The following is a 26333-nucleotide window of genomic DNA, read 5'->3' on the forward strand; positions in this document are numbered from 1 at the left end:
GGCGACCCGCGACGGGCACTGCTTCGACGTGTCCACCCCGGCCGCGCTGAAGCGCAACGGCGGCGGCGACTCCACCGGCATCATGTCGATGGTCGCGTACGCCCGCTCGCACTACGCGATCGACGCGGGCCGGATCGTGGTGTCCGGGTTCTCCTCCGGGGCGATGATGACAAACGTCCTGGCCGCGCAGTACCCGGACGTGTTCGCCGCCGCGTCGGCGTTCTCGGGCGTGCCGGCGGGGTGCTTCGCGACCACGAACGGGTCGCTGTGGAACAGCCAGTGCTCCGGCGGCACGGTCATCAAGACGGCGCAGCAGTGGGGCGACCAGGCCCGGGCCATGTACCCCGGCTACACCGGCTCCTATCCGCGGATGCAGCTGTGGCACGGGACCACCGACACCACCCTCGCCTATCCGAACTTCGGCGAGGAGCTCAAGCAGTGGACCAACCTGAACGGGCTGAGCCAGACCGCGACGTTCACCGACCACCCGCAGTCGAGCTGGACCCGCACCCGCTACGGCAACACCGGCACCCAGGCCACCGTCGAGGGCATCAGCATCGCCGGCGTCGGCCACCAGCTGCCGCAGACCGGCCAGCTCGCGTACGCCATCAGCTTCCTCGGCCTCGACGGCGCGAGCAGCCCGCCGCCCTCGTCCAGCCCGGCGCCCTCGTCCAGCCCGCCGTCGTCGCCCTCCTCGTCGCCCTCGTCCAGCCCGCCGTCGTCGCCGTCCTCGTCGCCGTCCACAGGATCGGCCGCGTGCCGCGTCTCCGACACCATCAATGCCTGGAACACCGGGCTGACGAGCGCCATCACCATCACCAACACGGGTACGACGACCATCAACCACTGGTCGCTGGTCTTCACCCTCCCCAGTGGACAGACCATCACCGGCGGCTGGAACGCCACCTACACCTCGGCCGGCGGCCGCGTCACCGCCACCGACGCCGGTTACAACGCCGTCCTCGCGCCCGGCGCCTCGACCGACATCGGCTTCCAGGCCACCCACACCGGCAACGCCGCCAAGCCGGACGGATTCACCCTCAACGGCTCCGCCTGTACCGCCGGGTAGGCCCAGCTCGCCTCCGCGGCCACGGTGCATCGTTTTGCCCGGGAATGTAGCGGCGGGGCGGCGAGGCGCCGGCGCGGTCCATATGGTGGCAGCAATCGATGCTCATCTACGAGGGGGAGTACATGCTTCGATCGTTGCGCCTTGCCGTCATCGTGACGGCGGCCGTCGTCGTCGCCGGCATCGGGGCGGGGACCGCGCAGGCGGCGCCCGCCCCGCTGACCTATTCGCAGATCGCCGCCCTGCCGCCGCAGCAGCAGGCGAAGATTCTCGACCCGTTGCGGGCCGTTGCGGACGTCGCCAGCACGGTCGGCCGGTCGCAGGAGAGCGGCGTGTTCTCGGGCGTGCAGATCGACGCAACGGCCGGGGCCGTCACCGTCTACCTCACCGACCTCGGCCGGCAGAAGGCGTTCCTGGCGGCGATGCGCGCCGCCGACGCCCGGCTCGACGCCCGGCCGGCCCGGTTCGCCCGTAGCCCGCTCACCCGGGCGGCGCTGGAGGCCGGGCGGGACGCGCTGCTGGCCGGGTCCGAGGCGGCCGACCTGACCGTGGAGAGCATCGTGGTGCCGGCCGACGGGACGGCCCTGCACGTGCGGGTGCGCGACACCGGCCGGGCGGCCCGGGCGTTGCCGGCGTCGGGCGCCGGGCTCGCGGCGCCGAACGGGGTGCCCGTCGTCCTGGAGCCGGCCAGCGATGGCGCCGACCGTTCGCGGGTGCGCGACACCCAGCCGTGGATCGCCGGCGAGGCGCTCGCCTCGGCCAGCACGTCGGAGTCCGCCGTGTACAGCTGCACCTCCGGGCTGCCCTCGCGGCGCATCTCGGACAACCGGTCGTTCCTCATCAGCGCCGCGCACTGCTTCAACGACAACGCGTCGGTCTACACCGGCTGGTCCGGCGGTGGGTTCAACTTCATCGGCACCGCCACCTACCGCGACAACCTCGACGACGCGATCGCCATCGACACCAGCAGCACCGGGATCACCGGCGGCCGCGAGTGGGACGGACCGGCGAACAACATCTACAACGTCAGCGGCTCGGGCTGGTCGTACAACGGCGACATGACCTGTCAGGACGGCTTCAGCTCGAAGATCGTCTGCGGCCTGCGGGTCACCGGCGACAACATCACCTGGACCGGGTCGAACGGGGTGGGGCACCGGGGCGTCGAGGCGCATCAGGTGGACGGGCAGACCGCGTCCCAACCCGGCGACAGCGGCGGGCTCGTGTTCTCCCTGAGCGGCACCACCCGGCAGGCGCGGGGCATCGTGAGCTGGGGCGGCGGCAGTACGACCCGCTGGACCGAGGCGCCGTACATCTACAGCCAGTTCGCGATGCAGCTGGCGCCCGTGGCCTAACCGGCCAGGCGGGCCCGGGCGACAAGCAGCGCGGCGTCCAGCGGGAGCGGGATGCCGAGCGCGGCCTCGTCCGGGCCGGTCGGTTCGAGGGGGCCCTGCACGACGACGACGTCGTACCGGCTCGCGTGGGACCACACGCGCGACCAGGTCAGCGCCGGGCACAGGGTGTCGCGGGGGCCGAGGCGCTGCTCACTCGGGGCGCCCGGGCCGACGGTGAACCGGCGGCCGATCGCGTCCAGGCCCTGGGCGCTCGTGTCGCCCGGCCGGTTCAGCATCGGGCCGCCGCCGACGATGACGCCGTCCTCGAGGTACAGCACCTGGAACAGCTCCGGCGGGCTGGCCGTGACGACCAGGCCGGACTTCGCGGTGAACGTCACCGTGAGGTCGGGCCCGCGGTCGGTCCCGGCCCCGCGGACGGTCAGCGACATGGTCAGGCCGCCCCGGCTCGAGGCGGCGTCGGGCAGGCGGAGCCGCTCGCCACACATGTACACCGACGTCGGGCCGCCGCCCGTGGTCCAGGCACCGATCGCCGCGGTCACGACCAGCACCGAGGCGACGGCCGCCGCGGCGCTGAGGACCGCTCGGCGGTGGCGCGTCCGGGGCGCGGTCAGCCCGGGCGGGCCGGCGTCCCCGGCGGCCGTCGCGAGGTTTCGGCGCAGCCCCTGCTCACCGGGTGGCATCTCCGTCCGCCTTTCCGGGATCACGGGGGCATGGTCAGGAGCGGGTCCAGGACTGGTTGGCGCCGCCGTTGCAGGTCCAGATCTCGACCTTGGTGCCGTTGGCGGTCGCGGCGCCGGTGACGTCGAGGCACAGGCCGGACTGGGCACCGGTGACGGTGCCGTTGGCGTTGACGTTCCACTGCTGGTTGGCGGCGCCGGTGCACGTCGCGATCTGGGCGGCCGCGCCGGCGGTCGTCGACTGGCCGGCGACCTCGAGGCACTTCGTGCCGTACACCATGAGCTGTCTGCCCGTGGTGAGGGTCCACTGCTGGTTGGTGCCGCCGTTGCAGTCCCAGATGGCCACCTGCGTACCGTTGGCGGTCGACTGGTTCGGCACGTCAAGGCATCGGTTGGAGCCCACGCCGCGCAGGACCCCGGTGGCGTTGCCGCCGTCGGCCGGCCCGACCGTGCCGGTCGCGGTGTCGACGGTCCAGCTCGACTGGCAGGTCATCGTGGCGCTGGTGCCGCCGATGGTCAGCGGTTGCCAGACATAGCGGGAGTCGGCCAGGTTGCCGGGGTTCCAGCGATCGCCCAGGAACAGGTAGCCGGTGCTGCTGCTGCCCGACACCGGCAGGATCTGCGTGGTCTGGGAGTTGCAGGTGTTGGTGCCGGCCGGTGCGAAACTGCGGAAGGCGCTCCAGGTCCCGGTGATCGAGCCGGCCGTCGTGTACTGGTTGTCGTTGGTGTTCCAACCGGTGAGGTGCGAGCCGAACAGGTAGTAGGTGCCGCCGACCTTGACCATCGCCGGTGACTCGTACTGGTTGAGCGTCTTGACCAGCGCCGACACGCTCAGGAAGTCGGCCGAGAGCTGGTAGATCTGCAGCTTGGCGTTGGTGCGGTCCTCGCTGATGAGGTAGCCGGTGCCGCCGTCCAGGAACAGGTTGTCATCCAGGCTGTCGTGGCCGGCGGGCTTGAAACTGCCCCGGTACTGATAGGTGCCGCAGATGCTGCTGCTGGTGGCCACCCCGCTGCGGCGCTCGGAGTAGCTGCTGTTGTCGATGTGCATGTACATCACGTACGTCGCCGTGGCGGCGTTGTAGATGACGTGCGGGCGCTCGACGATGCGGTTGGGGCCGAGATCGCCGCCGGACTGGCGGGTGAGCACATTCGCGACGAACGTCCAGTTCTTCAGGTCGGCCGACGAGTAGCACTTGACGTTCTGGAACGGTGAGCCGCTGGTCTTGTCCTCGCCGAGCCAGTAGTAGACGCCGCCGACCTTGCTGATGTCCCCGCCGTGGGCCTGGATGACGTGGCCGGAGGTGTCGTTCCACACCGTTGCCGGGGTGATCGTCACCGGCGCCGCCCAGGCGGGCGAGGTCACGGCCGCGCCGAGTCCGACGGCGGCGACAAGCGCGGCGAGCGCGCGGCGCGTCTGCATGGCGATCCCAAACCAAAGCGTCGAAGCGGATCGATGTATGCGGACATTAACACGACCGCCGCTCGGTGCGACATTGCCGGATTGTGGCGGCAATACAACATCACCAACGGGGGTGATCGCGCCGCGCGCGAGGCGGGGGTCAGCCTTTCACCGCCCCCGCGGTGAGCCCGTCGGTCAGGAAGCGCTGCCCGAAGGCGTACATGAGCACCACGGGGATGCTGACGAGCAGCGACGCGGCGGCGAGCTGGCCCTGCGGCACGACGTCCCCGGCGATCATCGACTGCATCCCGACGGGGAGCGTCTTGTACTCGTCCTTGGTGATGAAGACGAAGGCGAAGAGGAACTCGTTCCAGGCGTTGGTCAGGGTGAACAGCGCGACCGCCAGCAGCCCCGGCCGGGCCAGGGGCAGCACCACCCGGCGGAACGCCTGGATGCGGCTGCAGCCGTCGACCAGTGCGGCCTCCTCCAGCTCGACCGGGATCGACGAGAAGTACCCCGTCAGCAGCCAGGTCGCGAACGGCAGCGTGAAGGTCGGGTACGTCAGCACCAGCGACCACAGCGAGTCGGTGAGCCGCACCCCGATGAGCAGCTGGTACAGCGGGATGAACAGCAGCGCGCCCGGCATCACGTAGGTGAGCAGCACCGTGACGGTGAAACTCTGCGCCCCGCGGAACCGCAGCCGGGCCAGCGCGTAACCGGCCAGGGCGGCGCAGACGAGGGCCACCGTGGTGGACGCCAGGGACACCACCACGGTGTTGACGTACCAGCGGCCGAAGGGCTGGTTGGCGAACAGGTCAGCGAACTGCTGCAGGGTCCAGGGCGTCGGCCACAGGTCGCTGTAGTGCATGACGATCTGGTCCTCGGACTTGAAGGCGGTGACGGCGATCCAGTACAGCGGCCCCAGCCCGAAGGCGAGCAACCCGGCGAGCGCGACACCGGACCCCAGGTTTGACACCAGCGACGACGCCCGGCGATGGCCCCGGGTGGGCAGTGCCGAGACCACCCGCCCGACCGCCACCGCGATCAGCAGGATTGCTCCGAGTACCACCGCCGCTTTCCAGAAGATCTGCGGCGAGGCCCAGAGCAGCAGCAGGGCGACGGCCCCGGCGATGACCCACGGCCGCGCCTTCCGCAGCTTTCCGGCCGGGCGGCGCGGCGCGGCGCCGGCGTCCCGGCGCATCGACCGGACCAGGACGTACACCAGGCCGCCGATGACCGGCAGCATGACGAGCGTGACCGCCGCCCCGGCGCCGTACTGCAGCTGCAGGATCGCCTTCGTGTAGGCGACGAGCACGTACGGCGCGGTCGCGTCGCCCGGGCCGCCCTGCGTCAGCAGCCAGATGAGGTCGAAGTTGTTGAACGTCCAGATCGACGACAGGGTCACCGTCACGGTGATCACGTGGCGCAGTCCGGGCAGGGTCACATGGACGAACCGCTGCAACGACGAGGCGCCGTCGATGGTCGCCGCCTCGTACAGGTCGGCCGGGATGGCCTTCAACCCCGCGAGGAACGTGACGGTGAAGAACGGCACCCCCTTCCAGACGTTGACGAGGATCACCGACGGCATGGCCAGCGACGGGTCGGACAGCCAGCCCGCGGGCCAGCCGTCGACCAGGTGGGCACCGGCCAGCAGCGGCCCGATCCCCGAGCCGGTGAGCAGTGCGTTGACACTGCCGAAGATCGGGTCGAGCAGCGCGCGCCAGCTGAACGCCGTCACCACCGTCGGCACCACCCACGGCAGCAGCAGCAACCCGGCCAGCACGGCCCGCCCGCGCCGCCGATGGTGCAGCAGCAGGGCCGCGGACAGCCCCAGCACCACCTTGAACACCTCGGCGTACGCGGTGAACACGAACGAGTTCGCCACGCCCGTGTGGAACTGCTGGTCGCCGATCAGGGCGGTGTAGTTGTCCAGGCCGACCGACACGGTGTCCGGCCCGTGCCGCTCCGTCGTGCTGGTGAAGACCGACCGGGCGATCGGCACGAGCACGAGCCCGCCGACCAGCACGGCCATGGGGGCCAGAAACAGTGCCGCCAAACGCCAGTCGCGGCCCAGCCTCCGCTGGGTCGCCGTGAGGGAGCCGCGCCCCGGCGGCGAGGAGGTCCTCGCCGCCGGGGAGGGCACTGTCCGGGCCGCTGTCACTGCGGCAGCCCCTGCTGGTTGAAGATCTGCACCATCTTCGTGTGGGCGGCGTTCACGGCCTTGGCGGGCGTCGTTCCCTGCAGGACCTGCTGCATCATGTCGGTGAGGACGTAGGCCGCGACGACGGCCTGCTGGCCCGCGCTGGCCTTCTGCGGGAAGGCCAGGCCGTTCTTCGTGGTCAGCGGCAGCGACAGCTGAGTGATCTTGCGTAGGACGGGGAACGCCGGGTCGCCGCTGGTGAAGAACGGGTCGGCATCCCAGACCTTGTCCCAGGCGGGCAACGCCAGGCCGGGCGCTTCCCGGGCCACTCCGAGCAGCGCCTTCGCGCTGACCAGGTACTGCGCCAGGAGCTTGGCGAGCTGAGGGTTCTTGGCGCCCTTGAAGACGACGAAGCCCTGGGACTGGCCGAGCAGCAGGGGCTTGTCGGTCGCCGGCCCGATGCAGTCGGGGAAGACGTGGGTGTTGCCGTAGACGGGGTTCTTCTTGGTCTTGGAATCCGCGTAGACGCTGAACTGGTTGCGGGTGTAGCCGAGGATTCCGGCGAGCCAGTTCTCGTTGTTGCTGGAGTCGGTCCAGGCGGCGACCCCCGGCGGGAGCATCGCCTTGTACTTGGGGTTGGTGTAGATGTCGCCCAGGAAGGTCACCGCCTGCACCGTCTCGGGGGACTCGAACGTGACCTTCTTGCCGTCGTTGTCGGCGATCGACCCGCCGTAGGAGTTGATCAGGGCCTCGATCATGCCGTTGGCGTCACCGGACCGGTTCACGGTCATGCCCCAGCCGTACCGGCGCTGGCCCGGATCGGAGATCGCCAGGCACAGGTCCCGCAGCTCCTCCCAGCTGTAGACATCCTTGGGGGTGATGCCCTTGTCGTGCATCCAGTCCTTGCGCAGGAACGACCCGATCCCGATGAAGTGGTACGGGATGGCGAACCACTTGCCGTCGAAGACGCAGAAGTTCTTGGCCTCCGCGCAGGGCTCGCCGTACTTGGCCTTCAGCGCCGTGACGACGTCCGTCACGTCCTCCAGGTCGCCCAGTGAATGGAACTGCGCGACGAACCGCGAGTCGGTCATGAACGCCAGGTCGCGCGCCACGCCGCCCTTCACCTCGGCGTCGATCTTGGCCACCACGTCACCGGCGTCGGCCTGGACCAGACTGTTCTCGATCTTCGTCCCCGTGGCGTCGGCAAACGTCTTGATCGAGCTGTCGAGCGCCGCGTTCGCCGCCGTCGAGTACAGCTTCTGCGACAGCACCCCCATCGAGGCGCCCTTCAGCGAAGTCGCGGCGTCGAGCAGTTCCTGCGGTACCTCCGGCTGCACCTTGGGCGTCGACTTCGAGGGGCCGTCCCCGCACGCGGCCAGACCGGCCGCGCCGAGCACGCCCACTCCCATCCCCAGAAAGCCGCGCCGGGACCACAACGGCTTGTCGTCCATGGCCATCGCCTCCATTTCGGTTCGATATCTCGAACAGAGTTCGAAATATCGATTCGGGTGACGCGACGGTAGAGGACCCGGTGCGGAGGTGTCAATGAGCTTCGATATGGCGCCGGGCCGCGGGGTCAGCCCGGCATCCGGTACCCCAGCCGGGCCGACAGGGCGGAGGCACCCTCGCGGACCAGCCCGGTCCACTCGGCGTGGGTCGCGGGCGTCCAGCGGATGATCGGCGCGGAGACGCTCATCGCGGCGACGGTCGTGCCGGTGTGGTCGCGGATCGGCGCCGCGACGCAGCGGACGGCGGTGTCGGACTCGCCGTCGTCGACCGCCACGCCTGCGGCGCGGATGCCGTCGAGCTCGGCGCGCAGCCGATCCGCGTCGGTGATGCTGTGCGGCGTCATGCCGGGCAGGTCGCCGCCCGGCCGGAGCGCGTCGAGGGCGGCCGGGTCAAGGCTCGACAGCAACATCTTGCCGACGGCCGTGCAGTGCGCGGGCAGCCGCCGGCCGACCGCGGACACCATCCGGACGGGATGCGTGCTGTCGACCTTCACCAGGTAGATCACGTCCGCGCCGTTGAGCACGGCGACGTGCACGGCCTCGTTGCAGGCGGCGGCGACGTCCTGCGCCACGTCCTGCGCCTCGCGGACGAGATCCAGCTGGCCGGCGAACGCGGCGCCGAGCTGGAACACCGGCATGCCGAGCCGGAACTGGACCGGCTGGCCGGGCACGGCGATCAGGTACGAGCGGGCGACGAGCGTGACGAGCAGCTCGTGGACGGTGGTGCGGGGCAGGCCGAGCTGCTCGGTGATGTCGCGAGCCGACAGCCGGGGGCGGTCCAGGAACAGTTCGAGGATGTCGAGGGTGCGGATGACCGCCGGTACCACGCGGGGCATGTGGAGAGTCCTTTCGAAATACCGGACCGCGTCCGGGATTTCGACGCGACGGTAGTTCGGCAGGATAGTGCCTGGCCCACGCCGGCGGGACGGGGTCGGGAGCGGTCAGCGTCGCGACCGGGCGGTCGGCCGGGCCGGAGCCGCCACCGCGGTGACGATTGCGGCGAGGACGAGCGCCAGGAGTGCCGCCCAGCGTTCGTGGACCGCGGTCCACACGGCGCCGCGCACGGTGGCCGGCACGAACATCGGTGGCGTGGTCGGGGCCACGGCGACCGCGAGCGCCAGGCCCAGCGCGGCCGGGGCGGCGATCGGGCCGCCGACCCCGCGGGCGCTGAACCGGCACGTCACCGCGGAGGCGGCCAGGGCCAGAGCGGCGACGGTCACGGCCTCCAGCGTCAGGCCCGGCACCGGGAGCCGCAGTTCGTCGGCCCCGGCGTAGGTGAGCGCGACCGCCGCCGCCCACCAGGCCGTGAACGCCGCGAGACCGAAGGCGCCGCGGATCGTGGCCGGCCACCGGGATGGCACCGGCACGGCGAGCGTGGTCGGCTTCGCCGGGTCGTCGAAGGTGAACGCCAGGCCGGTCGCGGCGCACACCGCGGCGAAGCGCAGCAGCCGGGCGTGGTCGTCGGCCTCGAGGTCGAGGCCGAGCACCGCCGGCACGGCCACGACGAGCAGCGCCGCCGCGAGCGCGCCCGCCACCGGCGCCGGCCGCATCGCCCGCAGGGTCGGCCCCACGAGCGCGGACAGAACGCCGCGGCGGGCGGTCAGTTGCCGCCGCATACGGTGCGCTCCTCGGCCGGGGGCGCCGCCGGGACGGCCACGCCGAGCAGGTCGCCGAAGCGTTCGAGCGACGTGGCCGGGTCGGCCAGCTCGCCCCAGTTCCGCCGTACGAGCGCGGCGACCTCGCTCGCCGGCCGGGACAGCAGCGCCAGGGCCGGCGTCGCCTCGCGGTCCGGGACCATGGTCGAGGTGAGCAGGCTCATGTCCGCGAACGCGAGGGCGCCCGAGGACTGCTCGTCGAGCATGCGCAGGCCCTTCGCGGTGCCCGGCGTCGCCTGGCCGACCAGCCAGACCAGCAGCGCGCCCCGCGACCCGCAGATCGGCATCTGGGTCGTCAGCGCGGCGCCGGTCAGCACGCGGAAGGCGACGTTCGCCGCGAGGGTGGCCGCGTCCGCGTCCGACCGCCAGGCGGAGCCGACCAGCACGGCCCCCGCGTGCCCGGCCGCGGCGTCGGCGGCGCTCCAGACCCGCAGACGGTCCTCGTCCTGCCGCGCGTCGCCGGCGTACGCGCCCCCGCCGTTGGCGGGGCGGCCGGTGAGCCAGATCCGCTGCCGCACGACCAGCGGCGGCCCGGCGATCGACGGCGCCGGGCGCAGCACGCCCCGGACCACCTCGTCCCAGGCCGGAATCCACCGCGCGAACTCGCCGATCGCGCAGTACTGCACCGCGCCGAGCTGCCGGCACGTCTCCACCGCGGCCGGGTCGCGGGTGACGTCGGCGCGCCGGCGGTCCAGTGCGGGATCGCCGCGGAACTGGGCCGCCCCGGCCCCGGCGGTGAGCGCGGCCACGACGGCCAGCGGCACGAGCAGGCGCCGCCCGCCGGACCGGGCCAGCGCGGCGCCGGCCGCGACGGCGAGCAGGCCGAGCACGTACAGCAGGTGCCAGCCGGGCGTGCGGTCGACGAGCGACCTCGGCACCGAGTACTCGTCGAGGTCGGGCGTGATCGGCGTCAGCCGGAGCACCCACAGCGCCCCCTCGGCCCCGGCGATCGACGCCGCGAGCACCCCGGTCAGCAGCGCCATGAGGATGAGCGGCCCCCACATCGCCGAGCGCAACGCCACGGCGACCAGCACCCCGACCGCGCCGAACAGGACCGCGACGGCCGGCGTGAGCAGGAGCTCGGCCGGGTCGGGCCGGCCCACGGCGCCCGGCCGCAGCGCGAGCTCGCCCAGCCGCACCCCGAGGACGAGCGTGATGAGCAGCGCGTAGGGCAGCAGCGCCAGGAGCACGGCCCCGACCCGCCACGGCCGGGGCAGCACCAGCGTCGCGTCGAGCTCCTCGGTGTGGTGCCGCTGCCCGCGCAGCATCGCCAGGTTGGCGGTCATCAGGGCGCCGCTGCCGAGCGCGAACAGGCCGAGCAGCTGCATGTCGACGGTGGCCTCGTGCAGCACCGGGAAGTCGCCGGCGGACCCGGTGAGCAGCCCGTAGGCCCAGGGCAGGAGGAACAGGGCGAGCGCGGCGAGCGTGAACGGGTGGCGCAGCAGCCGCACCGACTCGACCCGGGCCAGCGCGAGCATCGCCCGCCCGGAGCCGGCCCGCGCACCGGCGGCGACGGGGACGGCCGGCGCGGTCATGAGGTCAGTCACGGCCGTCGCCGCCCGCGCGCCCGTCGACGAGCATGAGGTAGCCGTCCTCGATCGTCGGGGCGAGCAGCTCGGCCCCGGCCGGCGGGTCGCCGACGTGCCGGAACGCGCCGGTGCCGGTCCGCCACGACGCGAGCGCCGCCGGCTCCCGCACCGCGCTGGTCCAGACCCGCCCCTCGGCGAGCGCGGCCAGGCCGGCGGGCGGCCCGGCGAACCGGACCCGGCCCTGGTCGATGACGACCACGTCCCGGCACAGCGACATGACGTCCTCCGTCTGGTGGGTGGACAGCAGCACCACGCGCCGCTCGCCGAGGTCGGCGAACAGCTCCCGGAAGCGCATCCGCTGCTGCGGGTCGAGGCCGACGGTCGGCTCGTCGAGCACCAGCAGCGCCGGGTCGCCGGCGAGCGCCGCGGCGAGCGCGACCCGCTGCCGCATGCCGCCGGAAAGGGTGCGGATGCGGGCCCGGCGGTGCTGGTCGAGCCCGACGGCGTCGAGCACCCGGCGGACCTCCGCGTGGCGTGCCCGCCGGTCGGTGAGCTCCTTGAGGATCGCGACGTAGTCGACGAACTCGAACGCCGTGAACGTCATGTGGAAGCCGGGGTCCTGCGGCAGGTAGCCGAGCCGCCGCCGCACCGCGAGCCGCCCGGGCCCGCTCAGCGGGTCGTGGCCGAGCACCCGCAGCTCGCCGGCGTCGGGCGCCACCGCGGTCGCGAGGATCCGCAGCAGCGTCGTCTTGCCCGCCCCGTTCGGCCCCAGCAGCCCGGTCACCCCGGTGCCGAGGCCGATCGAGACATCGTCGAGGGCGACCTTCCGCCCGTACCGCAACGTGAGCCCACGGCCCCGGACCGCGACATCGGTGCCGGGTGCGGCGGTGTCGGTGCTCATCGAAGCCTCCTGGTGAATGCGCTGCGCGGGAACAGGCGGGACGGGTCGAACGCCCGGGCCCGCCGGGAGAACAGCGTGCACGCGACCGCCGCGGCGACCGCGCTGGCCACCTGCCCGGCCGCGGTGAACGGGGCCGACAGGGTCAGGGCGACCAGCACGGCCCAGCCGACCCCGACCGCGGCCGCCGCGGCCGCCATGCCCAGCCGGGTGGCCACCAGCAGCGTGAGCACGGTCAGCGCCAGCGACGGCAGGAACCACCCGGCCGCGGCGAGGCCCAGGTCGGGCAGGGTGAGGCTGGCGAGGGTGCACAGCAACGCGTTGACCGCGACGACGGCGACCACCCGCACCAGCAGCAGCCGCAGCGCGCTGATCGGCGCGACGAGGCCCAGCTCGTAGGTCGGGTCGATGCCCGGCCCGAACGACACGGCGACGCTCAGCAGCGGCAGCAGCGGCGCCGCGGCCAGGAACACCAGCGGCGCGGCGGCGTGCGCGAACACCGCGGTGAGGGCGAGGGTGAGCGCGACCGCGCCGAGCCAGGACAGCCGCAGCGCCGGGGTCGCGGCCAGCAGCCGGGCGGTGGGCTCGGGCACCCCGGCCCGGCGCACCAGCCGTTCCAGCGGACCGGGCACGGGCGCGTCGAGCGCCGCGTCGAGCCCGGCCCAGCCGTCGTCGAGCAGCGCCGGCTCGGCGGCGGCCGCCGCGGCGGTGAGCCGGTCGCGGCAGCCCGGGCAGGCGACGAGGTGCGATTCGACGGACCACAGCAGCGGCGGCCCGCACCGGCCCGCGGCGTAGAGCCGCAGGTCATCGTCGGGCACGTGCCACGCACCCGCAGCGGATCGAGTCATGTCAGCTCCTGCCGAAGTTGCCGGCGGGCCCGTAAGGCCCGCGTCTTGACCGTGCCGGGCGGGATGCCGAGCAAGGCCGCCGCCTCGTTGGTCGTGAGCCCGTCGAGCACGGTCGCCTGCAGGACCGCGCGCAGCTCGGGCGAGAGCCGGGCCAGCGCCCCGGCGAGGTCGCCGTGCTCGACCCCGGCGAGCACCTGCTCCTCCGCGGACGGCTCGTCGCGCCCGCGCAGCCGGGCCAGCAGCCGGGTCAGCCGGGCCCGGGAGCCGTGCCCGCGCATCGCGTCGACGAGCCGCCGCGCCCCGATCCGCCACAGCCATCCGGCGACGTCGCCGTCCTCGCGGTACCGCGCCGCGCCCCGCCACACGTCCAGAAACGTCTCCTGCACCACGTCGTCGACGACGGCGGGGTCGGCGCATCGGTACCGCAGGCGCATCGTCAGCCACACCCCGTGGCGGCGGAAGAAGACCTCGAACGCCGCCCGGTCGCCCACGGCCACCAGGTCGAGCAGTTCGCGATCGCCCATGCTGTCCCTCACGCCCCCTCATCGGATCGAGTGCCCGATTCGGTTCACGCCCGCCGGAAAAAATTCGGGCGGTCTCAAACCGGTCGGCGGCCCGCCGATGTAGGCGACATGATGGCATGGGCACGGCGGCTCGTGCGTACGCTGCCGAGCGGCCGTCCGCTGCCCGAGCGCGACTGGAACGGCCGGCACCGTGCCATCCGTACCGGTCCCTTCGACGACTGGCTCACCACAACGGCGAAGCCGGCTTTCGCGGCGGCCTAAGAGTTGAGTCGTAAGTGGTCGAGGCGGTGGTTGTAGATCGCGGTCACGGCGGCAACGGCGATGTCGATGCCACGGCCCGGTCGGCGACATTGCCGCAGAATCTGCCAGTCTTTCAACCGGGCGATGACGTGTTCGACGGCGGCTCGCCTGCGCCGGTGACGGCGCCACGCCCCGTCCCGGATAATCCTGGCGTGCGGATCGCGGGTCGGGCCAGTCACGCCGGGCAGCGAGCGACAGCCACCATCGACAAGGACCTGGCGGGGTGGGTCGGCGAGCAGGACGCCGTGTCGAGCGCGGGCGACGACGATGTCGTTGCGGTTGCCGGGCCACGCGGTCCCGGCGGCGATCACAGCGCGGTCGCAGCGGCGGATGACGAGTTGCACGTTGACGCTGCGCCGGTAGTTCTTCGACACGGCAGCACGTTGCTGGTCGTGCACGGGGATGAGGGTGCCGTCGAGGACCCAGATGCAGCGCCGTCCGTGGCTGGGGTGGGTCCGAGGTTGGGGTAGGCCGGCCAGGACCGGGAGCAGATGGCGTTGGATGCGCACGGTCATCGACTGGCTGATGCCGAATACGGCGGCGAGCGCCTGGGTCGTGAGGTTCGTGCGTAGCCCCGCGGTGATGAGCAGGACCCGGTCGGGCAGCGTAAGCCGCCACGGTCCGCCAGTGGCGGCGGGCTGGGCCGCGGCGACCCGAGTAGTGAGGGTGGCGAGCGCAGCCGGGGTGAGGCCGGTCAGTGCGATCAGCCGTGAGTATCGACGCGAGACGGGCTGCATGCCTGGGTTGCCGGTGACGGAACCTTCGTACGTGAGTTCTACGATGAACCCCTGCCGATAGATCAACCGTACGGTTCGGACGCGAGCGGGAGGTGACCGGCATGCCCGACCCTGTGCTGGTGTCCGCGCCGGTTCGCCGGACCCGGGGCAAGTCCAAGGTCAGGAACTGGCGCCGTGACGAACACGCCCCTGTCGCCGTGATCCGCCGGTTGCCGCCGGCGGCCGGCTCCGGAGGGCCGGCACCCAGCAGACGGCCCTGTCACAGCAGTGCCCGTGCGGGCACCGTGCGAAGAAGCCACTCGCCCAGGGCACCCACCACTGCCCACAGTGCGGGCTGGTCGGCGACCGCGACCTCGTCGCGGCGGCGATGGCTGCCTGCGTCCGCCTCACCGACCCGAACGTGCCCGGGTCAGCGTTCATCGATGCGACCTTGCGAGCCGCGCTGCGGCAACGTCTTACAGGGCAGCAAGAGGCCCTGCGCCGGTCAACCGCACCCGCTTCCACCCCAGCGTCCGCTGGGACGGCGGTAGGGGCGGCAGCCACACCCACCAAAGGTGTAGCCTCTGCCGGCGAAACGGTCACACCACTGGCGGCGCAACCCCCGATGAGCGACGGCAGCCCGCTGCCGGGACCACGCGCGGACCACGCCACCAGCCCGGACAGGCCCCGCCCGGGGCCAGACCACGAGTTTCGACTCAACTCTTAGCTGTCGAAGCCGAACCCGATCCGGTCCATCGCCCGCAGCCAGAGGTTGCGCCGCCCGCCGTGCGCGTCGGCGCTGATCATCGCCTGCCGCGTCAGCTGCACCCCGGCCCAGCGCACCGGCTCGGGCGGGAACGGCAGCGGCCGCGAGCGGACCATCCGGGTGCGGGTGCGCGCGGTGTCGGCCCCGGCGAGCAGGTCGAGCATCACCTCGGCGCCGAACCGGGTCGCGCCGACCCCGAGCCCGGTGAACCCGGCCGCGTACGCGACCCGCCCGCGGTGCCCGGTGCCGAAGAACGCCGAGAAGCGCGTGCACGTGTCGATCGCCCCGCCCCAGGCGTGCGTGAACCGCACCCCCTCCAGCTGCGGGAACGCCGTGAAGAACTGCGCGGCGAGCTTGTCGTAGGTGGCCGGCCGGTGCTCGTAGGCGGGGCGGACCTGACCGCCGAAGTGGTACACGGCGTCGTAGCCGCCCCACAGGATCCGGTGGTCGCGGGTCTGACGGAAGTAGTGGAACTGGTTGCCGCAGTCCGACATGCCCTGCCGGCGCCGCCAGCCGATCGCGGCGCGCTGCCGGGCCGTGAGCGGCTCGGTCACCAGCGCGTAGTCGTACACCGGCACAACGTACGGCCGGGTGCGCCGCAGCAGCGACGGGAACACGTTGGTGCCCAGCGCCACCTTCCCGGCCCGCAGCCGGCCGCGCCCGGTGTGCAGCGCGATCCCGCCGCGGTCGCGGGTCAGGCGGGTGACCGGGGTGCCCTCGAAGACCCGCACGCCGAGTCGCTCACACGCCTCGGCCAGGCCCCACGCGAGGCGGGCCGGGTGCAGCAGGGCGGTACCGTCGCGATCCCAGATGCCCGCGAGGAAGGCCGGCGAGTCGATCTCCTCGCGCAGCGCCCCGGCGTCGAGGAAGTCCACCGCGGCCCCGAGCGCGCGGGCCGCCTCGGCGTGCCCGCGCAGCAGCTCGACGTGGTGGGGCGCGGTGGCCACATCCAGCGCGCCGGTCCGCTCGAAGTCACAGCGGATGTCGTACCGCATGAGCGCCGCCTCGATCGCCGCCAGGTTCTCGGCGCCGAGGCGCTCCAGCTCGCCCAGCTCGTCCGGCCAGCGCCGCAGGCCGTTGCCGATCCCGTGGGTGAGGCTCGCCTGGCAGAACCCGCCGTTGCGCCCGGAGGCGGCGTGCCCGATCCGGTCGCCCTCGACGAGCACCACGTCGAGGCCGGGGTCGCGCTCCTTGGCGATGAGCGCGGTCCACAGCCCGCTGTACCCGCCGCCGACGACGGCCAGGTCGCACTCGAGCTCGCCGGTGAGCGGCGCCCGGGCGGCGGGCCGGCCGGGGTCGTCGAGCCAGTACGGGGTGAGCCGGACATCGGCGAGCGAGGCATGGACAGCGGTGGACATGGCCCAATCATCGTCGTTGTCAACGCCGTTGACAACAGTGTTGAGCGTGAGCTTCCCGACGCGGCCCTACGATTGGCGGGACGACGCCGATTTCGGACAGGAGACCCGATTGCGAACCCGCGCCGCGCTCACGCCCGAGCTGATCATCGACGCGGCGAGCCGCCTCGCTGCCACGGCCGGCGCCGACGCGCTCACCGTCCGGCGCCTGGGCAAGGAGCTGGGGGCGGACCCGACGGCCATCTACCGCCACTTCCGGGACAAGGACGAGATCATCCTGGAGGTCGCCGACCGGCTGGTCGCCGCGACCGTGGAGGCGCTGCCGGCCGGCCTCGCGTGGCGCCCGCGGCTGGAGTGGCTGGCCCGGCAGACGGTGCGCACCTTCGTCGCCCACCCGGCGATCGCCCCGATCGTGGCCCTGCGCACGACCCGCCGCCCGGGGGAGTTCCGCACCGTGGAAGCGGTGCTGGGGGCGCTGCGCGAGGCGGGCCTGACCGAGGAGCAGGCCGCCTTCCAGCACCTGGTCTACTCCGAGACGATCTTCTCGTACGCCGCGATGTGCAGCGCCTACGCCGCCCTCGACGAGTCGAGCCGGCAGGGCGACGAGGCCGCGTGGTCGCACGAGTACCGCTCGCTGCCGCCCCAGCGCTACCCGCACATCGCCGCGGCCGCGCCGTACCTCGCCGAGATCGACGACGACATGGTCCTGGAGGGCATCGTCCAGGCCCTCCTGGACCGGGTGGAGTCCCTGGCCGGCCCCGCGCGGCCTACGGGAGCCTGACCAGCCCCTCGTGGCGGTCCGCCGGGAGGTCGCCGTCGGCGACCGCGGTGATGCTCAGGTCGACCAGCTCGACCGTCCCCGCCAGCACCGTCCCGAACGCCACGTCGGCCGCGTCGCGCCCGGTCGCGATGCGCACCAGGGACGGCCGCGGCGCGAGCCGGGTGGCGTCCCACACCAGCCACTCGCCGCCGACCGCGGTCTCCGCGACCAGGTGGAAGTCCATCGGGTCCAGGCCGGGCGCGTACACGGCGGCGACCCGGGCCGGCACGTCGAGCGCGCGGCACAGCGCCACGGTCAGGTGGGCGTAGTCGCGGCACACCCCCCGCGCGGCCAGCAGGGTGTCGATCGCGTCGGTCGTCGGGCCGGACGCCGCCGTGTCGTACACCAGCGACTCGTGGACGCCGGCCACGATCGCCCGCACCGTGGCGAGTTCGTCGGCGCGCCGGTAGCGGGCGGCGTACCCGCCGAGCCGGTCCGACGGGCAGTACCGGCTGGGCCGCGTCGCCACGATCCGGTCCAGGTCGGTGAGCGGGAGCGCCGGCGCCGGGCGGCCCGCGCCGTTGCCGGAGTAGGCGACGACCAGCCGCCCGGGGCCGCCGGTCACCAGGTGCGTCCGGCCGCCCAGCGGCCCGCCGGAGCCGGCGACCTCGGTGATGCCGACCGCCGTGCCGTCGAGCGTCGCCGTGAGCATCTCGTCGTCGCGCCGGTCGGCCGCCGCGATCTGCAGCGCGATCACCGCCGGCGCGGCGATGTCGTAGGTCAGCGTCGCCGCGACGCCCGGGGTCCACATGCGGCAATTGTCACCGCGCAACGTTTCCGATTCGTACCTCGTACGATCAGGTGCGGACGCGGAACGGGGCGAGCGTGTCCCGGATCAGGCCGGCCGCGCCCCAGTCGTCGTCGAACTGGGCCACCACGGCGAGGTGCTGGCGCAGCTGGATGATCGGCATGCGGTCCCGCCAGCCGGCGTCGAGCGAGGTCAGCTCCGCGTAGACGTCGAAGCAGCGCTGCGCATCGGGCGGGGGCGCGGTCGTCCACACGTGGGCCAGGTCGACCTCGGCCCACATGTAGGACACGGCCGGGTCGATGAGGGCGGGCCGCCCGTCCGGGGTGGCCAGGACGTTCTGGGCCCACAGGTCGCCGTGGGTCAGGCAGGCCGGCCGGTCGGGCAGCAGCTCGGGCAGCCGGTCGCAGAGTCGTTCCAGTGCGGCCCGGTCCGCGGGCCCGAGGGCGGCGTCGACGCGGGGCTCCCCGAGCCACCGCAGCAGCCGGTGCTGCGCGAAGAACGCGAACCCGTCCTCGGCCCAGGTGTTGACCTGCCGGCGGCGGCCGAGCCAGTTGTCGCGCTGCCAGCCGAAGCGCGGGTGGGTCGTACCCAGGTGCAGCCGGGCGAGCGCCTGCGCGAACCGCTCCCAGAAGGCCGCGCCCTCCGGCCGCGGCCGCAGGACCGACAGCACCAGCAACTCCCGGTCGGCGTGGATCACGTCGGGCGTCGCCAGGCCGCCGAGCTCGCGCAGGGCGGCCAGCCCCTCGGCCTCGGCCGCGAACACGCCGTCGTCCGGCGCCTCGGCGAACGCCTTGACGAACACCGGCGGCGCGTCGCGGCGGGTGGCGATCCCGGCGAGCGCCGCGAGACCACCGCTCACGGGCTCCACGGCGACGACGTCATCCAGCCCGGCCCGGTGTAGGCGCTCCATCAGCAACATCGAGGACATCACGATCATCTTAGGGTGTACTCCGTGGACGACGACGTCAGCATCCGGCCGATGACGGCCGCGGACCGACCGGCAATGCGCGAGTCGACGCGGGCCGCGCTCGACGACCTGCAGCGGCGGCTCGGGACACCGCCCCCGCCGCCGCCCGGCGACGGGCCGGCCCCGCCCGTGTCGGGCAGCGGCGCGGCGATCGTGGGCCGGCTCCTCGAGCTCGACGGCGCCGGCGCCTGGGTCGCCACGGCGGACGGCCAGGTGTGCGGCGCGGCGCTGGCGGGGCTGCGCGAGGGGCTGTGGTACCTGGCCCACCTGCACGTCCGGCCCGGCCGGCAGGGCCGCGGCGTCGGCCGTCGGCTGCTCGCGGCGGCGCTGGGCCACGGCGCCGGCGCGCGGGGCCGGCTGCTGCACTCGTCGCTGGACCCGCAGGCGATGCGGTGCTACCAGCGGGCCGGCTTCGCGCTCGAACCGGCCCTGCAGGCGGTCGGCGTGGTGCGCCGGGCCGCCCTGCCGGCCGGGCTCGGGGCGCGCGCCGGGTCCGCCGCCGACTTGGACCTCGCCGCCGAGGTCGACCGCGGCGTCCGCGGCGCGGCCCACGGCCCCGACCTCGAGGCGCTGCTCGGGGCCGGTGCGCGGCTGCTGGTCCTCGACGACGGGCGGGAGCGCGGATACGTCGTGCTTGACGCCGGTACACCCAGAATGCTCGCCGCGACGAGCACCCCGGCGGCGGTGCGACTGCTGTGGGCGGCCCTGGCCGAGTGCGGCGACCATTCTGTCGCGGTGGAGATCCTGCGGGCCGACCAGCAGTGGGCGTTCGACGTGGTGCACCGCGCCGGGCTCGGCCTCACCCCGATGGGCCCGCTGTGCCGGCAGGGCGACACCGGCCCGCTCGCGCCGTACCTGCCGCACGCCGACATCCTCTGAGCCTCAGCCGCCGGCGAGCCGCTCCAGCGCGGGTACCACGGCGGCCGGCGCCGGCATCGCGGCGATCTCCGCCGCGACCTCCTGCGCCGCGGCCCGCAGCGCGCCGTCGGTGAGCAGCCGGGTCAGCTCGGCCGCGCCGATGGCCTTCGCGGCGGGGGCCAGGCCGGCGCCCCGCCGGGCCAGCAGTTCGGCGTTGTGCCTGCGGTCGCCCGCCCCGGTCGTGGCCGGCTGGGGCGCCCCCGCGGCCAGCCCGCCCAGCACGCTGCCGGCCCCGGAGTGGTGCACGAACGCGGCGGCGTGCGGCAGCACCTGGTCGAGCGGCACGCGGCCGACGGCGCGCACGTTGGCCGGGAGGTTGCGGGCCTTCGCCGGGCGGACGAGCACGACCTCGGCGTCCACGCGTGCGGCCGCGGCGATGACCGCCGGGCCGGGGTCGCCGGTGTCGGGGCCCGCGAGGGTGCTCCGGCTGACCACGACGCGGGGCCGGCCGCTCCCGCGCGGCCAGCTCGAGCAGCGGCCCGACGCGGGCCAGGTTGGCCCGGCCGAAGAGCTCGCCGGCCATGGCGTGCCCGGCGGTCCCGCGCAGCTCGGCGCGGGCGATGCCGGGATGGCGCAGGGCCACGCGGATCGCGCTGCGGGGCAGGCTGAAGGAGGCCCCGATGTCGGCGGTGCGCAGCCCGAGCATGTCGCCCGGAAACCCGCCGCTGGCGACGACCACGTCATGCCCGGCGTCCCGGCAGGCCGCCGCGAGCGGCACCAGCGGCAGCAGGTGCCCTTGCAACGGCGCGGCGACGAACACGATGCGCACGGCTCATCGTAGGAGCTGACGCTGCAGGGCGAGGGTGAGCCAGTCCCGGAACTGCGCCGGTGTCCACTGCCGCTTGTGCACCAGCTGGTGGTAGAGGACGGGATCGCTGTGCAGCCACAGGATGTCGGCCGCGGTCGCGATGGTCAGCCCGCGCCGGAGGGCGCCGCGGCGTGAGATCAGGGTGGCGGGCCGTCGCATGGCCGCCGCCCGTTGCCGCTCCAGCTCCTCGCACTGGGTCCGGGCCTCGGCGTCCGAGCCGGCGGCGACGGTCAGCGCGACGTGCAGCCGGGCGATGCGTCCGTGGATGCCGGTGAGGAGATCGGCGAAGCCGGCCAGCATCCGGGCCGGGTCGGGCTCCGCCTCCAGGGCCTGGATGGCCGGCCGCCGCTGCAGCGGCACCGGTTCGTCGTCGCCGGCGGTCGCCTGGTCGTACGCCAGGCGGATCAGGGCGGCCTTGCTGCCGGCCGAGCTGAACACGGTCTTGCGGCTGACCCCGGCCGCCGCCGCGACCGCCTCGACGGTCGTGGCCGCGTACCCGTTCGCGACGAACAGCTCCGCCGCCGCCGCCACGATCTGCGCACGGGTCCGGCGGGCCTGGGTCGCTCGCAGGTCGGAGTGGTAGGGACGCTTGCCCGGGTCGGTCATTTCGCGCTACCTTCGGTGTAACCAATACACTCGCAGTGTACCCAATACGGAGCGAGCCTACCATGATCTATTCGATCGTCAGCCCGGTGCACATTCCGGCCGGCCTCGCCGGCCCGGACCCCATGGACTTCGACGTCCGCTGCTTCCTCGTCCCGCACGCCTCCGGGGTGACGCTCGTCGACACGGGGCTCGACCGTTCCGTGCCGCTGATCGCGGCGAAGCTCGCCGAGATCGGGGCGGCCTGGAGCGACGTGACGGACGTGGTCCTCACGCACCACCACCCCGACCACACCGGCGGCCTGGCCGAGGTCGTCGCGCTGGCGCCCGGCGCGACCGTCCGGGCCGGTGCGCACGACACGTTCCCGGTCGCGGTCGAGGCCGCCGCGGACGGCGCGACGATCCGCGGGCTGCGCGTCGTCGCCACGCCCGGGCACACCGCCGGCCACCTGAGCGTCCTGGCCGTCGAGGACGGCGCGCTGCTCGTCGGCGACCTCGCCGGCAACCCGGGCGACGGGCTCACCCGGGCCCCGCAGGCGTTCACCGCGGACGCCGCCGAGGCCGAGCGCTCGCTGCACAAGGTGCGCCGGCTCGACTTCGCCCGCCTGTACCCCTCCCACGGCGAACCGTCCGATCGGCTCGCGCTGGAGCAGCTCCTCGGCTGAGGGGCGGCTACCGGGTGCTGTACGTGGACTGCTCCGGGCGCCGCCGGCTTCCGGTGTGCTGCTCCGCGGGCGGGCGCTGGGCGGCCAGCCAGGCCTGCAGGGCGTCCACGCTCAGCGGCTCGCCCGGCAGCGTGCCCTGCACGCCGGCGCAGCCCGACAGGGTCACCGCGTCGACCATCTCGCGCGTGTCGACGCCCTCGGCGACCACGGTGATGCCGAGCGAGTGCGCCAGCTCCACCGTCGAGCGGATGACCACCGCGTCCTGCGGGCTGCTCACCATCGGCGCGGCGAAGGCCGGGTCCAGCTTCAGCTCGTCGACGGGCATGCTGCGCAGGCGGGCCAGCGACGGGGCCGAGCGGCCGTAGTGGTCCAGGGCCAGGCGGACGCCGAAGTGGCGGAACTGGCCCAGCGCCGTCTCGGTGCGGCGGGCGTCGATGAGCATGACCTCCTCGGCGATCTCCAGGGTGAAGGCCGACGGCGGTACGCCGAGCTTGTTCACCATCTTCGCCACGTCGTACGGCAGCCGGGAGTCGAGCACGTCGGCGGCGGACACGTCCGCGGCGACGCCGAGCTCGAAGCCCTGCCGGCGCCAGGCCGCGCAGCTCTCCAGGGCGCTGCGCAGCAGGAAGCGGGTCAGCTGGCGGGTCAGGCCGACCTGCACGGCCAGGCGCTGCAGCACCTCCGGCTCGATCCAGCCGTGCACGGGGTGCCGCCAGCGCAGCAGCGCCTCCAGGGCCACCGGGCGGCGGGTGCCCAGGTCGACCTTCGGCTGGTAGTACACGAAGAACTGCTCGTGCTCGACCGCCCGCAGCAGGTCGGGCAGCAGGTGCGAGCCGACGTCGCCGCGGTGGCCGGGGTCGTACACCTCCACCTCCGACCGGCTCGACTTGGCCTCGTGCAGGGCGTCGGCGGCGCAGCGGATCAGCTCGGCCGAGTTGGTGGCGTGCATCGGTGCGAGGGCCAGGCCGGCGCTGAGCTCGATCTGCACCGGCACCGGGCCGGCCGGAATCGGCGCGGCCAGGCTGTGCAGCAGCAGCTCGGTGTCCCGGGAGATGCTGTCGGCGGCACCCGCGGAAACCGTGCGGAGGATGGCGATCTCGGCGCCGCCGAGGCGCACCGCGACCGCCTCCGGCGGCAGGGCCCGCAGCAGCCGGTTGCCGACGGTGTTGAGGATCATGTCGCCGGCGGTGTAGCCGAGGATCCGGTTCATCTCGTGCAGGTGGTCGACGCTGACGATGGTCAGCGGGAGGATCGCGCCCTGGGGGAGGCCCTCCAGCATGCCCGGCAGGGCCGAGTCCAGCACCCGGCGGTTGCCCAGGCCGCTGATCTCGTCGGTGGCGGCCTGGCGGCGGGTCCGGTTCAGCTCGCGGGTCTGCTCGAAGGTGAGCGCGGTGCGGGCGCCGGCGGCGAGCAGGCAGCCGCTGGCCATGATGATGGTGACCGGGTGCAGGTGCACGAAGGTGCCGACGATGAGCACGACCAGCGCGCACAGCGAGAACAGGATCGGCACGAGCAGGGCGGCGAAGCCGCGCACCTCGTCGGCGGCCCGGCGGCGGTGCACCGAACCGGCCAGCGCCATCAGGGTGAGCCCGATCATCCACGTGCCGTCGATCCAGCTGCCGTCGGTGTACGTGTTGTTCGCCAGGCCGAAGAGGTAGGCGGTGTCGGCCACGGTGAAGGCGGCGGCGCCGAGGCCGGCCATCCACCAGACCGGGTCGTTGCGCCAGCGCACCATCGCCAGCGCCGCGACCGCGACGACCATGAGGACGAGGTCGCCGATCGGGTACGACAAATTGGTCACGGTCGCCGCGAACGCCTTGCCGGTGTCGGCGTTGAGGAGGTCGTTGAGCGTGAACGCGGAGAACATCGCGCCGGCCGCGAGCGAGGTGACGACGCCGTCGAGCCAGACCGACGCGGGCAGCCGCCGCACGGTCGCGCGGGCCAGCAGGATGAAGCCGATGTAGGCCAGGGGGTACAGGCCGACGTAGAACACGTCGGCGAGCGACGGCACCGGGATGGTCTCCGCGTCGGCGAAGCTCGCCTGCCAGTAGATGTCACCGGCGGCCCAGGAGGCCACGCCGCCGCCGACGAAGGCCCAGGCGAGCCGGTTGCGGCGGACCAGGATCGGCCGGGCCAGCGCCAGCAGGGACGTGGCGATCAGCACGACCGAGTAGAACCAGGTGTCCAGCAGCGCCGGGCGCTGCCCGCCCATCGGCAGCAGGGTGCTGAGGGCGTAGACCACGCCCAGGCCGGCGACGACCGTCTTGATGCCCCGGTAGAGGGGCGAGCCGAGTACGGCGAGGTCGGCGTCCGCCTCGGGCGGGGCCGTGGCGGCGGCGTGGCTTCGTGTCACTGGCGTTCCCCCGAATGCTCTTGGATGTCCACGACCGGCGGCTCGAAGCCGTTGAAGTTCGAGGCGTAGACGGTGGTGTAGGCGCCGGCGCTGCCGAGGTGGACCCGGTCGCCGGTGGCCAGTTCGTGTGACAGCTCGACGTCGAAGAGGATCGTGTCCTGGCTGTCGCAGGTGGGCCCGGTCAGCTGGCAGCGCCGCCGGCGCGGGCTGTTCAGCTCGTCGCCGACCGGGAAGCGGAGCTGGTTGGCGGTCTCGAGGCTCTCCATGAGCCCGTTGAAGGCGCCGACGTCCAGGTGTACCCAGCGCCGGCCCATGCGGTCGGCGACCCCGATGACGGTCGCCACGAGCGTGCCGGCCTCGGCGACGAGGGCGCGGCCGGGCTCGACGACGGCGTGCACCGGATGGCGCAGGGCGGCCAGGCCGGCGTGGATGACCGCGGCGTAGTCCGCCAGTGGAGGGGGGTCGCCGTCGTACCGCGCCGGAAAGCCGCCGCCGAGGTTCACCAGCCGCAGCCGGACGTCCTCGGCGGCGAGCTTGTCCATCAGCTCGCCGACCATCTCCAGCGGCTGGGCCCACGCCCGCGGGTGCATCATCTGCGAGCCGACGTGGAAGGTGACCCCGTACGGGTCGAGCCCGCGGTCGCGGGCGGCGAGCAGCAGCTGCGCGGCGGCGTCCAGGTCGACGCCGAACTTGCCCTCGCTCGGTACCTCGCTGTGCAGGTCGGGCACGGCGAGCCGGACGTACACCGACGCCCCCGGCGCGGCCCGCCCGAGCTTGGCCAGCTCGTCGGCCGAGTCGAAGGCGAACCGGCGCACCCCCGCGGCGTAGGCCCGCTCGATGTGCGCCTCCGGCTTGACCGGGTTGCTGAACAGCACCTCGCCCGCCGGCACCCCGAGCGCGAGCAGCTGCTCCAGCTCGGCCGCCGAGGCGATCTCGAAGCCGCAGCCGAGCCCGGCCAGGTGCCCGACGACCCGCGGGTGCGGGTTGCACTTCATCGCGTAGTGCACGGCCACGTCCGGCAGGGCGGCGCGCAGGTCCCGGTAGGCGGCGCCGACCCGGGCCAGGTCCATCACGAGCCGGGCGGTCACGCGGATCTCCGGCGCGCGGCCGGGGTCCGGCCGGCGACGGCCTGACGGGCGGCGGACCGTGGCGCCGGCCGCTTGGCGGAGACCCGGACGGGCCGCGCCTGTCGCATGACGATCGGCTGCGTGGCCTCGGGGTCGAGGACGGCCGGCGGCTGCGTGACCGCGTCGCCGATCACGGCCAGGGGCTGGGTGACCTCGCCGCCGGTGAGCTCGACGGTGTCCTCGCCGGCGCCGGCCGGGACGGTCTCGCGCCGGCGGCGGCGGATCAGCTCGTAGCTGACGATTGCCACGCCGTAGAAGGCGACGTCGGCCATCAGCTTACCCAGCAGCGTGCCGGTGCCGATGCCGCCGGTGATGTCCGGGCCGAGGTACATGAACAGGGGGCGCAGGGTGGTCGAGTCGAGCACCTCGATCAGTCCGAACTCGGCCAGCAGCAGGCGCGCGGTCGAGGTGGTGGTGCGGCGCAGGTTGTACCCGCGGGCCCGCTCCCGGCGCCACTCGACGGTCGCGATGAGGCCGTAGAAGCCCACGATCTCGCCCGCGGTGCCGGCCAGTGCGGCGAGCACCCGATCAGAGAACAAGGCATATATCGCAGCGGTCGCAATAAATGCACTGGCGGTGCCGGCAATTTCC

The 26333-nt window shown here is 73.6% G+C and carries 26 protein-coding genes; 7 read left to right on the top strand and 19 right to left on the bottom strand.

What is annotated here, in order from left to right; genetic code table 11:
• Window positions 1-1069 (top strand): cellulose binding domain-containing protein (locus AB0B76_RS32085; protein ID WP_360382459.1); only part of this gene is annotated, 1069 nt, incomplete at its 5' end.
• 98 nt (window positions 1070-1167) lie between these two features.
• The gene (locus tag AB0B76_RS32090) at window positions 1168-2418 is read left to right on the top strand and encodes a hypothetical protein (RefSeq protein WP_360382461.1); all 1251 of its coding nucleotides are present in this window, start codon (window positions 1168-1170) and stop codon (window positions 2416-2418) included.
• On the opposite strand, the gene AB0B76_RS32095 is transcribed toward AB0B76_RS32090, so the two are convergent.
• From AB0B76_RS32095 to AB0B76_RS32145, 11 genes are all read right to left on the bottom strand, one after another.
• Window positions 2415-3098: a hypothetical protein gene (locus tag AB0B76_RS32095; protein WP_360382463.1), complete on the bottom strand. Its 684-nt coding sequence runs from the start codon at window positions 3096-3098 to the stop codon at window positions 2415-2417. The two genes, AB0B76_RS32090 and AB0B76_RS32095, sit on opposite strands and share 4 nt — an antisense overlap.
• A gap of 34 nt (window positions 3099-3132) precedes the next feature.
• Window positions 3133-4515 (bottom strand): ricin-type beta-trefoil lectin domain protein, encoded by a 1383-nt coding sequence (locus tag AB0B76_RS32100; RefSeq protein ID WP_360382464.1) that lies wholly within the window; start codon window positions 4513-4515, stop codon window positions 3133-3135.
• 139 nt (window positions 4516-4654) lie between these two features.
• Window positions 4655-6526: an ABC transporter permease subunit gene (locus AB0B76_RS32105; RefSeq protein WP_360382466.1), complete on the bottom strand. Its 1872-nt coding sequence runs from the start codon at window positions 6524-6526 to the stop codon at window positions 4655-4657.
• A 125-nt stretch (window positions 6527-6651) separates the two neighbouring features.
• Entirely contained in the window at window positions 6652-8100 is a 1449-nt protein-coding gene (locus AB0B76_RS32110; protein ID WP_360382467.1) for an extracellular solute-binding protein, read from the bottom strand.
• Window positions 8101-8210: 110 nt separating this feature from the next.
• Window positions 8211-8978, bottom strand: coding sequence for an IclR family transcriptional regulator (locus tag AB0B76_RS32115; protein ID WP_360382468.1), 768 nt, complete (start codon window positions 8976-8978; stop codon window positions 8211-8213).
• A gap of 105 nt (window positions 8979-9083) precedes the next feature.
• Window positions 9084-9758: a hypothetical protein gene (locus tag AB0B76_RS32120; protein WP_360382470.1), complete on the bottom strand. Its 675-nt coding sequence runs from the start codon at window positions 9756-9758 to the stop codon at window positions 9084-9086.
• On the bottom strand, window positions 9743-11344 hold the full coding sequence (locus AB0B76_RS32125) for a hypothetical protein (protein WP_360382471.1): 1602 nt from the start codon (window positions 11342-11344) through the stop codon (window positions 9743-9745). Before AB0B76_RS32125 ends, AB0B76_RS32120 begins: the two co-directional genes overlap by 16 nt.
• Window positions 11337-12227: an ATP-binding cassette domain-containing protein gene (locus AB0B76_RS32130; RefSeq protein ID WP_360382473.1), complete on the bottom strand. Its 891-nt coding sequence runs from the start codon at window positions 12225-12227 to the stop codon at window positions 11337-11339. Before AB0B76_RS32130 ends, AB0B76_RS32125 begins: the two co-directional genes overlap by 8 nt.
• Window positions 12224-13072 (bottom strand): hypothetical protein, encoded by an 849-nt coding sequence (locus AB0B76_RS32135; protein WP_360382475.1) that lies wholly within the window; start codon window positions 13070-13072, stop codon window positions 12224-12226. The genes AB0B76_RS32130 and AB0B76_RS32135 overlap by 4 nt, the downstream gene beginning before the upstream one ends.
• Window positions 13069-13596 (bottom strand): RNA polymerase sigma factor, encoded by a 528-nt coding sequence (locus AB0B76_RS32140; protein WP_360382681.1) that lies wholly within the window; start codon window positions 13594-13596, stop codon window positions 13069-13071. Before AB0B76_RS32140 ends, AB0B76_RS32135 begins: the two co-directional genes overlap by 4 nt.
• 257 nt (window positions 13597-13853) lie before the next feature.
• Window positions 13854-14699: a transposase family protein gene (locus AB0B76_RS32145; protein WP_360382476.1), complete on the bottom strand. Its 846-nt coding sequence runs from the start codon at window positions 14697-14699 to the stop codon at window positions 13854-13856.
• A gap of 190 nt (window positions 14700-14889) precedes the next feature.
• Between AB0B76_RS32145 and AB0B76_RS32150 the strand changes: the two genes are divergently transcribed.
• The gene (locus AB0B76_RS32150; protein ID WP_360382682.1) at window positions 14890-15339 is read left to right on the top strand and encodes a zinc ribbon domain-containing protein; all 450 of its coding nucleotides are present in this window, start codon (window positions 14890-14892) and stop codon (window positions 15337-15339) included.
• On the opposite strand, the gene AB0B76_RS32155 is transcribed toward AB0B76_RS32150, so the two are convergent.
• A complete protein-coding gene (locus tag AB0B76_RS32155; RefSeq protein ID WP_360382477.1) occupies window positions 15336-16736 on the bottom strand; it encodes an FAD-dependent oxidoreductase in 1401 nt (466 codons plus the stop codon). The genes AB0B76_RS32150 and AB0B76_RS32155 overlap by 4 nt on opposite strands.
• A 46-nt stretch (window positions 16737-16782) precedes the next feature.
• Here AB0B76_RS32155 and AB0B76_RS32160 point away from each other — a divergent pair, with 46 nt between their 5' ends.
• On the top strand, window positions 16783-17514 hold the full coding sequence (locus tag AB0B76_RS32160) for a TetR/AcrR family transcriptional regulator (protein WP_360382479.1): 732 nt from the start codon (window positions 16783-16785) through the stop codon (window positions 17512-17514).
• Here the strand turns inward: AB0B76_RS32160 and AB0B76_RS32165 are convergent.
• Together AB0B76_RS32165 and AB0B76_RS32170 are read right to left on the bottom strand one after the other, a co-directional pair.
• On the bottom strand, window positions 17501-18304 hold the full coding sequence (locus tag AB0B76_RS32165) for a transglutaminase family protein (protein WP_360382480.1): 804 nt from the start codon (window positions 18302-18304) through the stop codon (window positions 17501-17503). The genes AB0B76_RS32160 and AB0B76_RS32165 overlap by 14 nt on opposite strands.
• A 46-nt stretch (window positions 18305-18350) precedes the next feature.
• Window positions 18351-19229, bottom strand: coding sequence for a fructosamine kinase family protein (locus AB0B76_RS32170; protein WP_360382481.1), 879 nt, complete (start codon window positions 19227-19229; stop codon window positions 18351-18353).
• Between the two features lie 24 nt (window positions 19230-19253).
• Here AB0B76_RS32170 and AB0B76_RS32175 point away from each other — a divergent pair, with 24 nt between their 5' ends.
• Entirely contained in the window at window positions 19254-20147 is an 894-nt protein-coding gene (locus AB0B76_RS32175; RefSeq protein ID WP_360382483.1) for a GNAT family N-acetyltransferase, read from the top strand.
• A gap of 3 nt (window positions 20148-20150) precedes the next feature.
• Here AB0B76_RS32175 and AB0B76_RS32180 read toward each other — a convergent pair whose 3' ends face one another.
• Window positions 20151-20621: a nucleotide disphospho-sugar-binding domain-containing protein gene (locus tag AB0B76_RS32180; protein ID WP_360382485.1), complete on the bottom strand. Its 471-nt coding sequence runs from the start codon at window positions 20619-20621 to the stop codon at window positions 20151-20153.
• Here AB0B76_RS32180 and AB0B76_RS32185 point away from each other — a divergent pair.
• The gene (locus tag AB0B76_RS32185; RefSeq protein WP_360382486.1) at window positions 20605-20967 is read left to right on the top strand and encodes a hypothetical protein; all 363 of its coding nucleotides are present in this window, start codon (window positions 20605-20607) and stop codon (window positions 20965-20967) included. The two genes, AB0B76_RS32180 and AB0B76_RS32185, sit on opposite strands and share 17 nt — an antisense overlap.
• On the opposite strand, the gene AB0B76_RS32190 is transcribed toward AB0B76_RS32185, so the two are convergent.
• Window positions 20959-21600: a TetR family transcriptional regulator gene (locus AB0B76_RS32190; RefSeq protein ID WP_360382487.1), complete on the bottom strand. Its 642-nt coding sequence runs from the start codon at window positions 21598-21600 to the stop codon at window positions 20959-20961. The two genes, AB0B76_RS32185 and AB0B76_RS32190, sit on opposite strands and share 9 nt — an antisense overlap.
• 62 nt (window positions 21601-21662) lie before the next feature.
• Here AB0B76_RS32190 and AB0B76_RS32195 point away from each other — a divergent pair, with 62 nt between their 5' ends.
• Window positions 21663-22262 carry an MBL fold metallo-hydrolase gene (locus AB0B76_RS32195; protein ID WP_360382488.1) on the top strand — a complete coding sequence of 200 codons (600 nt, stop codon included), beginning with the start codon at window positions 21663-21665 and terminating at the stop codon, window positions 22260-22262.
• Window positions 22263-22269: 7 nt separating this feature from the next.
• On the opposite strand, the gene AB0B76_RS32200 is transcribed toward AB0B76_RS32195, so the two are convergent.
• Genes AB0B76_RS32200 through AB0B76_RS32210 form a run of 3 tightly spaced genes read right to left on the bottom strand, consistent with a single transcriptional unit; the run spans window position 22270 to window position 26281 of the window.
• Window positions 22270-24615, bottom strand: a complete 2346-nt coding sequence (locus tag AB0B76_RS32200) for a bifunctional diguanylate cyclase/phosphodiesterase (protein ID WP_360382490.1) — start codon at window positions 24613-24615, stop codon at window positions 22270-22272.
• Window positions 24612-25703 (bottom strand): type III PLP-dependent enzyme, encoded by a 1092-nt coding sequence (locus AB0B76_RS32205; protein WP_360382491.1) that lies wholly within the window; start codon window positions 25701-25703, stop codon window positions 24612-24614. Before AB0B76_RS32205 ends, AB0B76_RS32200 begins: the two co-directional genes overlap by 4 nt.
• Window positions 25700-26281, bottom strand: coding sequence for a hypothetical protein (locus AB0B76_RS32210; protein WP_360382492.1), 582 nt, complete (start codon window positions 26279-26281; stop codon window positions 25700-25702). Before AB0B76_RS32210 ends, AB0B76_RS32205 begins: the two co-directional genes overlap by 4 nt.
• Between the last annotated feature and the right edge of the window lie 52 nt (window positions 26282-26333).

This window comes from Dactylosporangium sp. NPDC049140 (assembly GCF_040648435.1).

Coding starts and splice junctions, on each gene's coding strand:
- AB0B76_RS32090 (WP_360382461.1), top strand. CDS start 1,168: ATGCTCATCTACGAGGGGGAGTACATGCTTCGATCGTTGCGCCTTGCC.
- AB0B76_RS32095 (WP_360382463.1), bottom strand. CDS start 3,098: ATGCCACCCGGTGAGCAGGGGCTGCGCCGAAACCTCGCGACGGCCGCC.
- AB0B76_RS32100 (WP_360382464.1), bottom strand. CDS start 4,515: ATGCAGACGCGCCGCGCGCTCGCCGCGCTTGTCGCCGCCGTCGGACTC.
- AB0B76_RS32105 (WP_360382466.1), bottom strand. CDS start 6,526: ATGGCCGTGCTGGTCGGCGGGCTCGTGCTCGTGCCGATCGCCCGGTCG.
- AB0B76_RS32110 (WP_360382467.1), bottom strand. CDS start 8,100: ATGGAGGCGATGGCCATGGACGACAAGCCGTTGTGGTCCCGGCGCGGC.
- AB0B76_RS32115 (WP_360382468.1), bottom strand. CDS start 8,978: ATGCCCCGCGTGGTACCGGCGGTCATCCGCACCCTCGACATCCTCGAA.
- AB0B76_RS32120 (WP_360382470.1), bottom strand. CDS start 9,758: ATGCGGCGGCAACTGACCGCCCGCCGCGGCGTTCTGTCCGCGCTCGTG.
- AB0B76_RS32130 (WP_360382473.1), bottom strand. CDS start 12,227: ATGAGCACCGACACCGCCGCACCCGGCACCGATGTCGCGGTCCGGGGC.
- AB0B76_RS32135 (WP_360382475.1), bottom strand. CDS start 13,072: ATGACTCGATCCGCTGCGGGTGCGTGGCACGTGCCCGACGATGACCTG.
- AB0B76_RS32140 (WP_360382681.1), bottom strand. CDS start 13,596: ATGGGCGATCGCGAACTGCTCGACCTGGTGGCCGTGGGCGACCGGGCG.
- AB0B76_RS32155 (WP_360382477.1), bottom strand. CDS start 16,736: ATGTCCACCGCTGTCCATGCCTCGCTCGCCGATGTCCGGCTCACCCCG.
- AB0B76_RS32165 (WP_360382480.1), bottom strand. CDS start 18,304: ATGTGGACCCCGGGCGTCGCGGCGACGCTGACCTACGACATCGCCGCG.
- AB0B76_RS32170 (WP_360382481.1), bottom strand. CDS start 19,229: ATGTCCTCGATGTTGCTGATGGAGCGCCTACACCGGGCCGGGCTGGAT.
- AB0B76_RS32190 (WP_360382487.1), bottom strand. CDS start 21,600: ATGACCGACCCGGGCAAGCGTCCCTACCACTCCGACCTGCGAGCGACC.
- AB0B76_RS32195 (WP_360382488.1), top strand. CDS start 21,663: ATGATCTATTCGATCGTCAGCCCGGTGCACATTCCGGCCGGCCTCGCC.